Origin of the sequence: Microtetraspora glauca (assembly GCF_040656155.1) — a bacterium.
GTDB classification, from domain to species: domain Bacteria; phylum Actinomycetota; class Actinomycetes; order Streptosporangiales; family Streptosporangiaceae; genus Microtetraspora; species Microtetraspora glauca.
On sequence record NZ_JBFALK010000015.1, the window covers coordinates 40073 to 52902 of the forward strand.

Below are 12830 nucleotides of genomic sequence, written 5' to 3' on the forward strand. Positions count from 1 at the left end.
GGCGGTGAAGACGCTCGTCACCGACGACAACAGCCGCGACTACGCGTGCGCCGTCGCCCACCTCGAAACCGCGCAGACCATCGCCGCTGACCACCCCAACAACCCGGCGTCGTTCTCCGCCCTCGCCGCGCACATCGACCACGCCCGCGAGCACCTCGACCACATCATCCACACCGACTGGGAGTTCAACGCCGCCAAGCGCCTGTCCGAACTCCGCACCCTCGCCACCGACTGGCTGAGCGCCGTCTCCGACGCCGACATCCGCGCCCTCGCCATCGGCCACGGCTTCCCCGCCGTCTACCTCGTCGGCACCGCCGTCGTCAGCGCCAACTCACTCCGCTGGTGGCTCAACCCCGGCTACGCGCCGAACACGGCAGGCAAGGACAACGCCATCAACGCCGCCCGCGAGCGCCTCACCAAGCGGCACCCCGACCTCGCCTACGTCTACGACGGAACCCCCTTCGTCGCCTGACCCGGACGTAAACCCGCCCGCCCCGGCACCCTGCCGGGGCGGCCCCACCGGAAGGAACGCCGCTCCTGCGGCACGTACCGCCGGGGGAGGTCATACCGAGCAGACCGGCTCAGCGCTCTACCTCGCCGCGGTCAGACGGGACCGGATCAGCCGCCATCCTTAGGTCCGGCGCCGACGAGGACGGCCAGGGCTACGCCGCGGCGATGGTCGCCCTCGCGGCGGCCCAGGCCGTGCAGCACGGGACAACCGCGGCTGGCCATGCAGCGGGTCCGCCCGGCCCTGGCCGAGGCCCGCGCGAAGACAAGCAAGGCGCGCACGACGACCGGCATGGCACGCCCCCCGACGGCGACCGGCCGCGATGGCGGTTGAGCCCGAAGAGGTCTCCCAGGCAGCTCTCCCAGCTGGCCCGCCGAGCGGCCGACCGGCAGAGCCAGGAGTAGAACCTTGTATCGCTGCCCCGAGCCCCGTGCCTCCCAGCCGATCGACGTCGTCACGATCAACTGCTAAACAAAACAAGCTCTCAACTTCGATGAGCCACCATCGGTTGGGCATGGTCACTTTACGATCACGTCGAGTTCTACGCCCTTGCCGCCCGGAAAGAAGTAGTTGCCTGCCTTGTCGATCATCTTCCACGTGAGATGACACCGGCCCGGATGCGATCCAGTCACCACCTCGGCGCTGACCACGACCTTCTGTTGCGGCGCGGTGTACGGGATGTCGTATCGCTTGTCCACCGGATGGCAAGATTCGTCATTGGTCGCGCTGATTACTGGTGCAAGGAAGCGGTGTGACCACGGCACCTTCCCTGAATTCCTCAATTCCCACTGCTTGTTCAGGGTGCGTTCCCGCGGTACTTCGGAGCCGTCGGGATAGGTCACGTCGAGAAGGATGTCTGAGGAATCGCCTCGAAGCGGATAGCCGCCCGTTCCGCTCAAGCCCATGCTGCTGCTTGCGGAGGGAGAGGTAGTCGCGGCTGAGCTACTAGGGTCGTCGCTCTGCGAGAGGATCGCTACGAGGACAGAGGCGATGGCGGCGATGACCGCGGCTGCAATACTCGCAATGCCTGCGTCGATGCGCGGCCTTCGGGTTCGGCGTCGGGGATTCACCCTTATATCGTCGCCATTCGCTCGCTGCAAATCTATCGCTATGATCCCGTCCAGCGATTCAGCGACACCCGAACTCCCATTACAGTCTGCCCTAAATCCAAACAGCTCGAAGTCGGCCATCTGAGAGGATCGGTGTCCATAACACGCATTGCGTAATGTAGTTGACGATTCCTGCGAGGGTCGCTGACCATAGTTGTGCGGACTCTGCCCTCTAGTGCAGCCTGTGGGGATTATGTGGCGTTGATACCAAATTTCCCCTATCTCTCGCCTCTCTGCATGTCCGAACGCAGAAATGACCAGCGGGAAGTACTGCCTCACCCGAATGCCGCAGGCCGGCGCGGCGGTTCCCCACGTCCCCCTCGCCACATCCAGTGGCGCGGGGGCGCGGCCAGGATACCCAGCGTCAAAGATGCTGTACTCCAGGCCCAAAGAGATCTCACACGGCTGCTAGATGCTGACCCGCAGTCGAGGACCCCTCTAGGGAGAGCACATGCCCACGCTGCTCGAACATCCGCCAAAGAAGACGATCCCTACTAATCGCCCACGCATCTCCGTACTGGCGACCAGCATGCTCCTCGCGGGGATGGGCGCCATCGTGTCGGCGGTCCCCGGCGAGGCCGCCCACGCTGTCGCACGCACCGCAGCGGCCGGGCCGGCCGCCGTAACAACGGTCGGCTACGCTGCGATGCACGCCGCAGGCTACGAGGCACGCACGTACATCAGGAGCGGCGGCTGCGAAGGCTGGGTCTACACCACAAAGCGCAGCGGCCACTGGCATGCCCAGGGTGTTCTCCGGTCGCGCTACAACCACTGCATCATGTACCTGGCACGGCGACACGGCAGCGGTGGGTACGTTCAGGTCTCGCAGGAGCGCCGGGCCATCAACGAGACGGTGCGCACTGGCTACCACTGGGATGACCGGGGCTATCGCGCGCGGGTATGCATCCAGAACTACGACCACAAAGACGAGCAATACCGGTGCGGTAAAGGCGTCTGAGAGCAAGCCCTGACGCAGCCTGACAAGTCAGTCCATGGCACCGTGTCGCCTGTGCTCGATCGGCCATGCTGTCAAGAATGCGGCACTTGTGCGCCCGGTACAGCCTGGCCAGCAAGACCGTCCGGGAGGTCGTCGCCGCTGCCGATGCCCCAATGCGTCCTCAGGCCAAGCCCCGAACAGTGGACTGGGACCGGGTCGAATCCCTGCTCGCCCAAGGACTCGCCACCGGGGAAATCGCCCAACAGGTCGGCACCAGTGCGGATCCGCAGGACCTTGCGACAGCAGGCCGAGACGACGGGACTGCACAATCACGCCGAGACCGGACGATAACCATCCCTGCCCGAAATCTTCCCTTCGGCACGGCAACCAGCCGGACGGAGCAGCACCATGCACTTCGTCACCCGCAAGGAATGGGGCGCCCGCGCACCCCGCGGACCCCACACCCCTCTCCCCACCGCACGCGGCGTCAAGGTCCACTACGAAGGCTCCACCGTCCCCACCGCCCTCCTCGCCGACCACGCCAAGTGCATCACCACCGTCCGCCAGATCCAGGCGTTCCACATGGACACCAACGGCTGGAACGACATCGCCTACAACCTCCTCGTCTGCCCGCACCGCTACGTGTTCGAAGGCCGCGGCGCCCCCATCCTGTCCGCCGCCAACGGCCCCGGCCTCAACAACGTGGGCAAGGTGCGGGTCGAGGTCTTCGGCGAGCTGGTCGGCACCGACGAGTGGAACGGAAAGAACCCCGGCAACCGGATAGAAATCGCCGCCGCGGACGGTAGTTGGGGCGTCGCCTTCGAAGGCGCCGGCCTTGACGCCTGGCATGAGGCCACATCCGAGTTGGAAGGCGTCGGTGAAATGCGGGAGATCTACGACCCGCAGATGAAGTGGAAGTCCCGGTGGACGGTCGGCGGGATCACGTTCAAAGCCGGGCGGGCCCGGCGGCGCCCACCCCGCTGATTGACCGCAGCCGAAGCGGGGTGGGCTGGGAGGCACGATCCCCGTCCCTGAAGGCGTGCCCGTCGCCGAAGTGAAGGCCGGCCCGCGCAAGCACCGCAAGCTCATCCGCGGCGACTAGTGGGAACTCGTCTTCGACGACGAGCAGGACGCCTGACCTACGCTTCGCTGCTTCAGCAGTTCGAGCAGTAGCCGAGCCGGAGCTTCCCCTTTGTCGTCGCCGTCTTGCACGCCTTGCACTTCGCGGGCTGCTCGGCGATTGGGCGGCTGGACTTCACCAGCTTCCGCTCCCACGCGTACTGCTTGCGGTTGCCGGGCTTACGGCCTGTCCGGCGGCCGCCGTGGGTCACGTCGCGAGCCATGATCTCGACGCTACCGGTGCGGCTGTCGGTGTTGCTGGATAACTGCGAGAAGGCCACCGCGCCCGCGAGGCAGGCCGATATAACAAGGACGCGGGGGTGGGAGAGTCTCGCCGCCCCCACCCCCGCCTGATCAGCCCAACCAGAAAGCGGCGAGCGACCGCTCCTCGGCGTAGCTGGTGGAGCCATCGTGTGGCAGGAACTCTGTGGGTGCGATGTATCCCTGGCCGGGCTCAAGCCGGATGCGCAGGCAGCGCAGCGGGTGGCCGTCGGCGACGTACCGGCGCACGTCGTCGGTGTGCGGGTAATGCTCATCCTGGGCCTGGTTAAGGGTCTGGCAGATCTCCATGATGTCCCGGTCGGCGACCAGGAGATAGCGGTGGCCGGGCCCGTAGTTGAGGCAGAGCCGCCGCCGGCTGTGCTCCCGGATGGCGTACGGCAGCCGGTCCCAGTTGTCTATGTGCAGTCCGATCCTGCTGCCGATTCGCGCCTACGACCGCGCCCGGTACGCCTTGGACCGGCACCCGGCCACCCGTCTGGTCTCCTTCGTCGCCGCCGTCCACGACGACCTCGACCGCTGAGAACCAGGTGCCCATCGCCGCCCGGGCGGGCACTGACACAGGTCTGCGTTTCCGCTGGTAGGACGCCTGAACTCAACACCTGACTGAGGGGCAATGCGAGCAATTCTGCCCGAGTGACGAAATCCCATGAGGTAACAGGGCGAACGGGGCTTCACCCCGAAGCGTGGACACCGGTGGTCATACGGCGAGCGGCATCTTATCGACGCACCCCGAGCCCCTTGCACAGGGCTGCGAACTCGGCGGAGGTGTATTGCTTGGGTTCAAGGGATCGGAGTGAAAGATCGCCCCGGTCAGGCTGCCGCGCGTCGCCTGGGCGGCCCGGAGTGCGTCTGCGACCAGCTCGGTGCGCATGTGATCGGCGATCGACCAGCCCGCCAAGCGGCGTGAGTGCAGGTCCAGCACGGTCGCCAGATAGAGGAAACCACCGTCGGTCCAGCGGCAGGTAGGTGATGTCGCCGACGTAGCGCCGGCCGGGCGCGGGCGCGGTGAAGTCACGCTGGAGCAGGTCGGGCACCTTCTGGTGCGACGGCTCACTGACAGTGGTGCGCACCTTCCTGCGCAACCGCAGCCCGGCGATGCCGAAGACACGCATCACCCGTGTCACCCGCTTGCGGTTGACCTGCCGCCCCCGGGCACGCAGTTCGGCAGTGACCGGCCTTGGGGACCATCGGTACAGCCGTTGGCGCTAAGCCCTTGATCATGGTCGCTAGCTGCGGGTCTCCGCGTTCGGGTGGGGCTGGGCCTGGAGGCGTTCGCGGAGGTCGATCTCTTCGGGGGTGAGCGGGTCCTCGGGGCGGCGGATGCGTACGGGCTTGGGCCTGAGCGGCAGGCCGTCGTCCACCGTGGCGGCCTCGGCTTCGGCCAGGGCCCGGTAGAGCGAGGCGACCGATGGGGACTTGCCCGCGTTCTTCCCGACCTTGATGGTGAGTTTCTTTGCGATCTCGGGGACGGGGACGCCCTTGTCCTTGAGTGCGACGGCGAAGGTGAGCATGTCGTCGTCGATGACCTTCGGGCGTCCTCCGTGGTTGCCCTTGGATGCGGCGATGACCTGGCCTTCGAGGGTCTTCTCCCGGATGTAGTTGCGCTCGATCTGCCCGGCGACGGCGAGGACAGCGAAGAACATCGCGCCCGTGCCGTTGGGGTCGTAGATGCCGGTGAGCGGGCCGGTGAGGAGTTCGAGCTGGATGCCGCCGGCCTGGAGTTCGGCGGACAGCGTCATCAGCTCGGCGGCGTTGCGGGCGAGGCGCTTGAGTTCGTGGACGGTGAAGATGACGGGGGTCTCGGGCGCGGCCTCCTTGAACTGGTGGGCCAGCGCGAGCGCCTTCTCCAGCTCGGGCCGGACCTTGACCCGGGTGCTGATTTGCTCGGAGAAGACTTTGTGGCACTCCGCCCGGCGGAGGGCTTCGAGCTGGCTCGCCAGTTCCTGCCGGGCGGTCGACGTGCGGGCGTATCCGATTCGCACCGGCCGCTCGGTGCGGGGCGCGGGCCCCTGCTTCCATGCGCGGCCGGGACCGCGGTCGGCGGGCACCGGGATCTCCAGTTCCTCGCGGAGCGCGGGGACGAGAACGAAGCGCGGGGTGTGGTACTTCGCGGCGGTCTTGCCGCCCCGGGTACGGCAGGCGCTGCCGGCGGGCGCGTCACAGTTCGGGCAGTCGTGACGTTCTACCGCCAATGCGGCCTGATCGGGTGTCAAATCCATGACGGCAGTCTCTCAGAAGTGTCTCGCACAACGTGCGGGTTTCGAGAGGACTTTTGCGAATGGCCACCTGGTGAAACGTGACCGCTTCCGGGCCTCTCGCAGAACTCTCACAGATGACCATTTGTGAGAAGTGAGGCCCGGGCGCGTACTCCCGGACGAGACGTATGTGAGGGAACGGCGCACCCCCGACGGAAGAAAAGTTAACCAAATGCTTGACTATTCGCTGCCGGCATCGAATAGTTAGGCGCATGCTTAACCAAGCTGGTTCGTTGAACCGGGTGTTCCAAGCGCTGGCGGACACAACTCGCCGGGAGATCGTTGCGCGGTTGATCCGCGGGCCTGCCTCGGTCAGTGAGCTGGCGCGGCCGCTCGCCATGTCGCTGCCGGCGGTGATGCAGCACCTACAAGTACTGGAGGCGTGCGGACTGGTCCGGTCCGAGAAAGCCGGAAGGGTACGCACCTGCCATATCGAGCCGGGTGTGCTGCGAATGGCCGAGGACTGGATCACTGCGCAGCGCACTGCCTGGGAACACCGCCTCGATCGCCTCGGCGACTACCTGACCGAACACTGCGACAGCCCAGATCAAGGGAGCACACAATGACCGATCACGTGGTCACGCATGCCACGTTCACCCTCGAACGCCTCTACGCGGCCTCACCGGCCACAGTGTTCGCCGCGTGGGCCGACCCCGAAGCAAAGGCCCGCTGGTTCGCCGGCCCCGACGCCGAGCACGAGCTTGATTTCCGCGTCGGTGGGCGGGAGGTCAACCGCGGCCGCTCCGACAGTGGCGCGGTGCTGACGTTCTCGTCCTGGTACCGCGACATCGTCCAGGACGAGCGGATCGTCTACACCTCCACTCTGTCCGAGGGGCAAGACCTTGCGACAGTGTCGCTGACGACGGTGCAGTTCTACCCTGAGGGTGGTAGCACCCGGCTGCTACTCACCGAGCAGGGCACCTTCCTCGATGGCCGCGAAGAACCACGCTGGCGGGAGCAGGGCACCGGCAAGTGGCTTGACGCGCTCGCCGCCGAACTGCTGCGAAGCATCAAGCAACAGTGATGACCACGAGCAACCCTTCGCAGAATCGACGTTGGCGGGTGCTGGCGCTGCTGGGCACGGCGTTCTTCATGACCATTCTGGACGGCACCAGCCTGCTCACCGCTCTGCCCGCGATCGAACACCACCTTCGCCTGCACGGCCCTGCCATCCAATGGACCGTGACGGCCTACGCGCTGGCCTTCAGCGGACTGCTGTTGTTATGCGGCCGCGCTGCGGATCTGCTGGGCCGTCGGCGGGTGTTCATCGCCGGGATGGTGCTGCGGGTCCTGGCCTCGCTGGCGTGCGGGCTCGCTCCATCCATCCAGACCCTGGTGGCCGCCCGTGCACTCCAGGGCGTCTCGGCCGCGATCATCGCTCCGGCCGCGTTGTCGATGGTCATGAACACCTTCCCCGAAGGGACCGAGCGGAACAAGGCGCTCGGTATCTGGGGCGGACTCGGCGGGTTCGGCGCCACAGCCGGTCTACTACTGGGCGGCATCATCACCGACATCCTCGGATGGCAGTGGGTGTTCTGGATCAACGTCCCGGTCGGGACTCTCGTGCTGGTGCTCGCCCCCGCCCTGCTGCGCGAAAGCCGGGACCGAGCACGCTTCCGTTCCTTCGATATCCCTGGTGCGCTGACCATCGCCCCAGCACTCGTCCTGCTCGTATACGTGATCACCCGGGTGCCGACATCCGGGTGGGCGAACGGACAGACCATCGGGCTACTGGCCGCCGTGGCCGTACTGGTCTGGATGTTCATCCTGATCGAGAAGCGATCGGTGGCCCCGCTCGTTCCCTTCCGGGCGCTGCGCTCGCGCATGCTGATCGGCGGCAACATCCTCCTGCTCATCGCCGGCATGACCGTCGACGGCATGCTCGTCACCCTCACCTCTTTCGTGCAGCAGGTGCTCGGCTGGTCGGCGGCGCAGTTCGGGCTGGCGACCGCGATGATGACCGTCACCGCGGTCGCAGGCGCCCTGCTGAGCCAACGAGTCGTGACCAGGATCGGCCTGGGGCGGGTAGCTGCCGCCGGGACCGTTCTGCTCGGTTGTGGCTGCCTGCTGCTCACCCGCATACCGGCCAGTGGCGCGATGAGTCTTCTGCCGGCCGCCCTGTTCTTGTTCGGGGCGGGAATGGGCGCCGCCACGGTATGCGCACAGATCGCCGCGCTGACCGGCGTCACCGAAAAGGACTCAGGCATGGCCGCCGGCCTCGCCGACACCTCCTTCGCCGTCGGCACCGCCGTCGGCACTGCCATCTGCACCAGCGTCGCCGCCGCCCGCACGTCCGCGATCGGTGGTCCGGCACCGCTACCGCTCGCACTCACTACCGGGCAGCGCGCCGCATTCGGGGCAGCTGGCGCCTTCGCCGCTCTCGCCTTGATCACCGCGTTGACGCTCCTCAGCAAGCGATCCGGCCTATCTCGCAATGTGTCGGCAGACGCAAGCGAGAACGTACCTACCAGGGCACCGTCAACCTCACCTTGATCTACGGGACACACCCTGGCTCCCTCCTGGCGTGATTCCTGTTCCGCATTCCATGGAGGGCCGGACCCGAATCCGGCGACAAGGCCCCAGCCTCACCAGCGAACCCCTGCGCCGAGGTCCTCGGTGTCGCTGCGGGTGCGGACGGCACCCGGCTCACTCCTCCTCTCCGTCGTCATCGTCGAGGTCGACGGCGTCCGGGTCGCGCAGGGCCCGCAGGCCATCGACGGGCTGGGAGGCGGTGAAGCTGTAGCGGCCCAGGCAGTTCAGATTCTTGTGCTTGAGCGGGGACAGCCGGGGGATGTCCTCGTCCCTGATGTCGTGGCCCTCGGCGCGCAGCTGGGCGACGGCGGCGTCGATGTAGCGTGTCGTCCACAGGACTACCGCGTTCAAAACCAGTCCCAGTGACCCTAGTTGATCTTCCATTCCGTCCTGGATGGTGCCCTTCTTGCCGTGGCAGATGTCGCGGGCGAGCTTGTGGCGGGACTCCTGGACGGTGAGCTGCTTGTGCATCTGGCGGCGATAGGTGTCGTCGACCGGGTCGACGACGGCGAGCAGGTGCAAGGTCTTGGCGATGCGCCCGTACTCGGCGAACGCCTGCCCCAGCGGGGTCGGGTGGCCCTCGCGGCCGAACATCCGCAGCAGGTCATAGGCGCGGACCTGGCTGGTGACCAGAGAGCCGGCCACCCGCAGCATGTCCGGCCACGCGGTGAGCACCTTCTTCACGTTCACCTTGCGCGCGATGGCCTCCAGCGGCCCGTACCCGCCCACCGTCTCGGCGCCGGGCATCTGGGCCTTCCAGAATCGCTGGTCCTGAAGGTCCTTGAAACGCGGGGAGAAGCGGTAGCCGAGCATCTTGAAGATGCCGAACACCATGTCCGAGTAGGATGCGTTGTCAGTGGCAACCATCTCCGGCTTCACCCCGCCGTCCAGGTTCAGCAAAGCGTCCAGGATGAACAGCGAGTCGCGCGGGGTCCCGGGCACTGAACTGCGCCGGGTTTCGTGGAGGCCGGGTTAGTTGGCTCCGGCGAGGATAACCGGGTTGATCCGTGCGCGGTAGAGCGTCTCGAATTCGGTAGGCGGGAGATCCTGGCAAGCGCTGTGCAGCCGCCGGTTGTTGTACCAGTCCACCCATTCCATGGTGGCGATCTCCACATCATCCAGGCCCTTCCAGGGCCCTCGCCGGTGGATCAGTTCGGTCTTGTACAGGCCGATGGTGCTCTCGGCCAGGGCGTTGTCGTAACTGTCTCCGCGTGAGCCGACCGAGGAGACGGCGCCGGTCTCGGTCAGGCGCTCGGTGTAGCGAATCGACAGATATTGAGATCCCCGGTCGGAGTGATGCACCAGCCCGTCGACGTTGCCGCCGCGCCGCCAGATGGCCATCTCCAGCGCGTCCAGCGGCAGGTCGGTGCGCAGATGATCGGCCAGCCGCCAAGCCGACGATCATCCGCGAGTACACGTCGATGACGAAGGCGGCGTAGACGAACCCCGACCAGGTCGGGATGTAGGTGAGATCGGCGACCCACAGCTGGTTGGGCGCCGTGGCGGTGAAGTCACGCTCGACCAGGTCGGCAGGCCGCAGGGCTTGCGGTTCGACGATCGTGGTCCGCTTCTTGTGGTCACCGCGGACCGCGCCGGTCAGTCCGAGTTGCCTCATCAGCCGGGCGATCGTGCAGCGGGCTGCGCTGACGCCCTGCCGGGTGAGTTCCTTCCACATCTTGCGCACGCCGTACACCTCGAAGTTGTCGTTCCAGACGCGGGTGATCTCGGCTTTGAGCTGTTCGTCGCGGACCGTCCGCGCCGAGGGCCGGCGTGTCTTGGCCGCGTAGTAGGTAGAGGTCGCCACCTGGAGTACGTCGCAGATCGGCTCGATGCCGAACCGGTCGCGGTGTTGCTCGACGAAGGCGACTATCTGGGCGGTCGGGGGTCGAGTTCCTTCGCGAAAAAAGTGGCTGCGGCCTTGAGGATGTCGTTGGCCCGGCGCAGTTCGCGGACCTCTCGCTCCAGTTCAGCGATCCGCTGGGCGTCCGTGCTGGAGGTGCCGGGCCGTTGCCTGTCGTCGATCTCGGCTTGGCGGACCCAGCCGCGCAATGCCTCGCGGTGCACACCGAGTTGGTCGGCGACCCGCGCGATCGCGCCGGGGGCTTGTCCGGTCTGCTGCCGGATTTCAAAGACCATCCGCACCGCGCGCTCGCGGAGTTCCTGGGGGTACTTCCTGGGGGCAGGCATCGTGTCGTGATTCTCCCTTCCGCCAGCCGATGCTGGCTTCAGGGCCTCCACGAAACCCGGAGCGATTCATCTTCCTTAAGCGTCACACCAGGTTACTTCGCGCTTGGGCGTAGCTTCGGGAGTCCTGGGCCATGCCGAGCGGCAGCGCGAGGCCCTCACCGCGGCTTACGACGCTTGGGTGCTCGCCATCACCACCACGGCGGACGATGCCCGAGCCCGTGCGACCCGAGCCGAGTCGGAGGTTGACGCGGAGCGGGCTGAGCGGCTGCAGGCGGAGCTCGACCGAATGCGCGCCGCCGAGGAGATCCCGGCGCGTGGCCGCCGGAAGGAGTGACCGCGAACGACGCCGCTCACCTGTGACCGGTGGGCGGCGTTGGCGAAGGCGGCGGAGCGGGCCAGGGGCCGCGGCCTGCCGCTGCAGTTGGTGGTGGTGCGACTGGCGGTCGAAGAGCTGTTCCCCGCGCCGTAGAGCCCCGCCCCAGGCCCCGCCTCCAGGGGAGGCTCCCACCTGTTTCGCGAGTGCGCAAGGTCACTTGCGGGAATTAACAATCTCCCAAGTGATCCACATGAACCGGCGCGCAAGATTTCGCCGTTTTTGATTATTGGTTTCCAGAAATCCAGAAATTGCTAGAGTGATCGCTCGTGACGACCTCTCCGGCGGCGACGCCGTGCAAGCACTGCGGCATGCCCATCGAGCAGCGGACCGGCCGGGGGAGACCCCGGGAATACTGCGCGGAGGGCGACTGCCAGTCGGCGGCCAAGCGCGAGCGCGAACTGCGCCGCGCGACCCCGGGACTCGAAGGCGCGCTGGCCCGGGCCGAGGATCTCTACGAGCGCATGGAGAAGGGCCTGGCCGCCGCGATCACACCGCTCGCACAGGTGCTGGCCGACGAGCTCAGCCCCGCCGGGGTTGAGGCGAGGCTGAGCGCGGTCCAGGCCGAGGCGCACACCCGCGTCGCCATCGCCCGCACCGAGCGGGAGCAGGCGTTCGAGCAGGTACGGCTGGCCCACGAGGCGACCGAGGAGGCCAGGAGGCAGACGGAGGAGGCGCGCCGCCGGACCGAGGAGGCCCACGCCGAGCGTGACACCGCGTTCGCCGACGCGGAGACCGCCAGGGAACAGGCGCTGGCGGCGCTGCGCGAGGCCGCGACGACGGAACGGGTGGCCAGGCAGGCGGCCGAGGAGGCCCGCAAGCGGGCCGACCTGGCCGAAACCGCCAGGGACCAGGCGCTGCACGAACTCGCCGAGCACACCGCGCGGGCCTCCGCGGAGGTACGGCAGGCGCAGGCGGACGCCGCACAGGCGAACCAGGAGCGTGAGCGGGCCCAGGCCGAGGCGGTCGGCGCCCGCGCCGAGGCGGAGATGGCACGGCGCGCGCACAGGGAGGCCGAACAGGCCAGTGCGGCGGCCATCGCACGGGCCCACGCGGCCGAGGCCGAGCGTGACCGCGCCGTCACCCGCGCCGACGGCGAACGCGACCGGGCGGAGGCTGCGGAGTCGGCCCGCGCGCTCGCGGCCGCGGAGACCGCGCGCGCCCAGGCAGAGGCCGCGCGGGCCGGGGCGGAGGCGCGTGCCGCGGCCGAGGAGCTGGCCAAGGCCGCAGACCAGGCCGGTACGGCCGCCGCTGAGCGGGAGCAGCTGCAGGCGGAACTCGCCCTGGAGCGGGCACGGATGCAGGATCTCCGGGCGCAACTCGACGCGGCCAGGGCGGAGGCGGCGCAGCTACGCGAGCGCGCGGTCGCGGCCGAGTTCCGGGCGAGGCACCACGAGGAGGGGGCCACCGGGAACGCGAACGCGGGCGATCAGGGCCAGGCCGAGGCCCCCGGGGCGCGCTGATCCGGAACGGCATCGGGACCCATCCCGCAGGTCCGTCCTCGGCGGAGGCAGGCCGGCGGTAGGGC

14 protein-coding genes and 3 pseudogenes are annotated in these 12830 nt (G+C 67.7%); 9 read left to right on the top strand and 8 right to left on the bottom strand.

From position 1 onward, the window contains the following. Window positions 1-4 precede the first annotated feature (4 nt). The gene (locus AB0I59_RS25850; RefSeq protein ID WP_358136798.1) at window positions 5-472 is read left to right on the top strand and encodes a hypothetical protein; all 468 of its coding nucleotides are present in this window, start codon (window positions 5-7) and stop codon (window positions 470-472) included. 146 nt (window positions 473-618) lie between these two features. On the opposite strand, the gene AB0I59_RS25855 is transcribed toward AB0I59_RS25850, so the two are convergent. Together AB0I59_RS25855 and AB0I59_RS25860 are read right to left on the bottom strand one after the other, a co-directional pair. Continuing rightward, window positions 619-789 (bottom strand): hypothetical protein, encoded by a 171-nt coding sequence (locus AB0I59_RS25855; protein WP_358136800.1) that lies wholly within the window; start codon window positions 787-789, stop codon window positions 619-621. A 237-nt stretch (window positions 790-1026) separates the two neighbouring features. Next, window positions 1027-1698 carry an NBR1-Ig-like domain-containing protein gene (locus AB0I59_RS25860; RefSeq protein WP_358136803.1) on the bottom strand — a complete coding sequence of 224 codons (672 nt, stop codon included), beginning with the start codon at window positions 1696-1698 and terminating at the stop codon, window positions 1027-1029. Window positions 1699-2068: 370 nt separating this feature from the next. Here AB0I59_RS25860 and AB0I59_RS25865 point away from each other — a divergent pair, with 370 nt between their 5' ends. Both AB0I59_RS25865 and AB0I59_RS25870 read left to right on the top strand, forming a co-directional pair. After that, on the top strand, window positions 2069-2575 hold the full coding sequence (locus AB0I59_RS25865; protein ID WP_061254348.1) for a hypothetical protein: 507 nt from the start codon (window positions 2069-2071) through the stop codon (window positions 2573-2575). Between the two features lie 387 nt (window positions 2576-2962). After that, window positions 2963-3538, top strand: coding sequence for a peptidoglycan recognition protein family protein (locus tag AB0I59_RS25870; RefSeq protein WP_061254349.1), 576 nt, complete (start codon window positions 2963-2965; stop codon window positions 3536-3538). Between the two features lie 170 nt (window positions 3539-3708). Here the strand turns inward: AB0I59_RS25870 and AB0I59_RS25875 are convergent, their stop codons facing one another. Both AB0I59_RS25875 and AB0I59_RS25880 read right to left on the bottom strand, forming a co-directional pair. After that, window positions 3709-3897: a hypothetical protein gene (locus AB0I59_RS25875; RefSeq protein ID WP_358136808.1), complete on the bottom strand. Its 189-nt coding sequence runs from the start codon at window positions 3895-3897 to the stop codon at window positions 3709-3711. 130 nt (window positions 3898-4027) lie between these two features. Continuing rightward, window positions 4028-4243, bottom strand: coding sequence for a hypothetical protein (locus tag AB0I59_RS25880; RefSeq protein ID WP_358136811.1), 216 nt, complete (start codon window positions 4241-4243; stop codon window positions 4028-4030). A gap of 109 nt (window positions 4244-4352) precedes the next feature. Here AB0I59_RS25880 and AB0I59_RS25885 point away from each other — a divergent pair, with 109 nt between their 5' ends. Then, window positions 4353-4475: a hypothetical protein gene (locus AB0I59_RS25885; protein WP_358136814.1), complete on the top strand. Its 123-nt coding sequence runs from the start codon at window positions 4353-4355 to the stop codon at window positions 4473-4475. A gap of 199 nt (window positions 4476-4674) precedes the next feature. On the opposite strand, the pseudogene AB0I59_RS25890 reads toward AB0I59_RS25885, so the two are convergent. Together AB0I59_RS25890 and AB0I59_RS25895 are read right to left on the bottom strand one after the other, a co-directional pair. Beyond that, window positions 4675-5139, bottom strand: a pseudogene (locus AB0I59_RS25890) (DDE-type integrase/transposase/recombinase); the annotation flags it as partial. A 42-nt stretch (window positions 5140-5181) separates the two neighbouring features. Next, window positions 5182-6174 carry a recombinase family protein gene (locus AB0I59_RS25895; protein WP_358136817.1) on the bottom strand — a complete coding sequence of 331 codons (993 nt, stop codon included), beginning with the start codon at window positions 6172-6174 and terminating at the stop codon, window positions 5182-5184. 248 nt (window positions 6175-6422) lie between these two features. On the opposite strand from AB0I59_RS25895, the gene AB0I59_RS25900 reads away from it, so the two are divergent. From AB0I59_RS25900 to AB0I59_RS25910, 3 genes are read left to right on the top strand one after another with little or no spacing between them, the layout of a single operon-like run. Further along, window positions 6423-6776, top strand: a complete 354-nt coding sequence (locus AB0I59_RS25900) for an ArsR/SmtB family transcription factor (protein ID WP_358136820.1) — start codon at window positions 6423-6425, stop codon at window positions 6774-6776. Beyond that, a complete protein-coding gene (locus tag AB0I59_RS25905; protein ID WP_358136823.1) occupies window positions 6773-7234 on the top strand; it encodes an SRPBCC family protein in 462 nt (153 codons plus the stop codon). Before AB0I59_RS25900 ends, AB0I59_RS25905 begins: the two co-directional genes overlap by 4 nt. Further along, a complete protein-coding gene (locus AB0I59_RS25910) occupies window positions 7234-8703 on the top strand; it encodes an MFS transporter (RefSeq protein ID WP_358136825.1) in 1470 nt (489 codons plus the stop codon). The genes AB0I59_RS25905 and AB0I59_RS25910 overlap by 1 nt, the downstream gene beginning before the upstream one ends. A gap of 153 nt (window positions 8704-8856) precedes the next feature. On the opposite strand, the pseudogene AB0I59_RS25915 reads toward AB0I59_RS25910, so the two are convergent. Both AB0I59_RS25915 and AB0I59_RS25920 read right to left on the bottom strand, forming a co-directional pair. After that, window positions 8857-9684, bottom strand: a pseudogene (locus AB0I59_RS25915) (Tn3 family transposase); the annotation flags it as partial. 30 nt (window positions 9685-9714) lie between these two features. After that, window positions 9715-10929: pseudogene (locus AB0I59_RS25920) on the bottom strand (IS3 family transposase). Between the two features lie 103 nt (window positions 10930-11032). Between AB0I59_RS25920 and AB0I59_RS25925 the strand changes: the two are divergent. Together AB0I59_RS25925 and AB0I59_RS25930 are read left to right on the top strand one after the other, a co-directional pair. Then, the gene (locus AB0I59_RS25925) at window positions 11033-11263 is read left to right on the top strand and encodes a hypothetical protein (protein ID WP_358136827.1); all 231 of its coding nucleotides are present in this window, start codon (window positions 11033-11035) and stop codon (window positions 11261-11263) included. A 308-nt stretch (window positions 11264-11571) separates the two neighbouring features. Next, window positions 11572-12765 carry a coiled-coil domain-containing protein gene (locus tag AB0I59_RS25930; RefSeq protein WP_358136828.1) on the top strand — a complete coding sequence of 398 codons (1194 nt, stop codon included), beginning with the start codon at window positions 11572-11574 and terminating at the stop codon, window positions 12763-12765. Window positions 12766-12830: the final 65 nt, after the last annotated feature.

Excerpts from the sequence above, each read along its gene's own strand:
- AB0I59_RS25860 (WP_358136803.1), bottom strand. The coding sequence starts at position 1,698 with ATGGCCGACTTCGAGCTGTTTGGATTTAGGGCAGACTGTAATGGGAGT.
- AB0I59_RS25865 (WP_061254348.1), top strand. The coding sequence starts at position 2,069 with ATGCCCACGCTGCTCGAACATCCGCCAAAGAAGACGATCCCTACTAAT.
- AB0I59_RS25870 (WP_061254349.1), top strand. The coding sequence starts at position 2,963 with ATGCACTTCGTCACCCGCAAGGAATGGGGCGCCCGCGCACCCCGCGGA.
- AB0I59_RS25875 (WP_358136808.1), bottom strand. The coding sequence starts at position 3,897 with ATGGCTCGCGACGTGACCCACGGCGGCCGCCGGACAGGCCGTAAGCCC.
- AB0I59_RS25880 (WP_358136811.1), bottom strand. The coding sequence starts at position 4,243 with ATGGAGATCTGCCAGACCCTTAACCAGGCCCAGGATGAGCATTACCCG.
- AB0I59_RS25885 (WP_358136814.1), top strand. The coding sequence starts at position 4,353 with ATGTGCAGTCCGATCCTGCTGCCGATTCGCGCCTACGACCGCGCCCGG.
- AB0I59_RS25895 (WP_358136817.1), bottom strand. The coding sequence starts at position 6,174 with ATGGATTTGACACCCGATCAGGCCGCATTGGCGGTAGAACGTCACGAC.
- AB0I59_RS25900 (WP_358136820.1), top strand. The coding sequence starts at position 6,423 with ATGCTTAACCAAGCTGGTTCGTTGAACCGGGTGTTCCAAGCGCTGGCG.
- AB0I59_RS25905 (WP_358136823.1), top strand. The coding sequence starts at position 6,773 with ATGACCGATCACGTGGTCACGCATGCCACGTTCACCCTCGAACGCCTC.
- AB0I59_RS25910 (WP_358136825.1), top strand. The coding sequence starts at position 7,234 with ATGACCACGAGCAACCCTTCGCAGAATCGACGTTGGCGGGTGCTGGCG.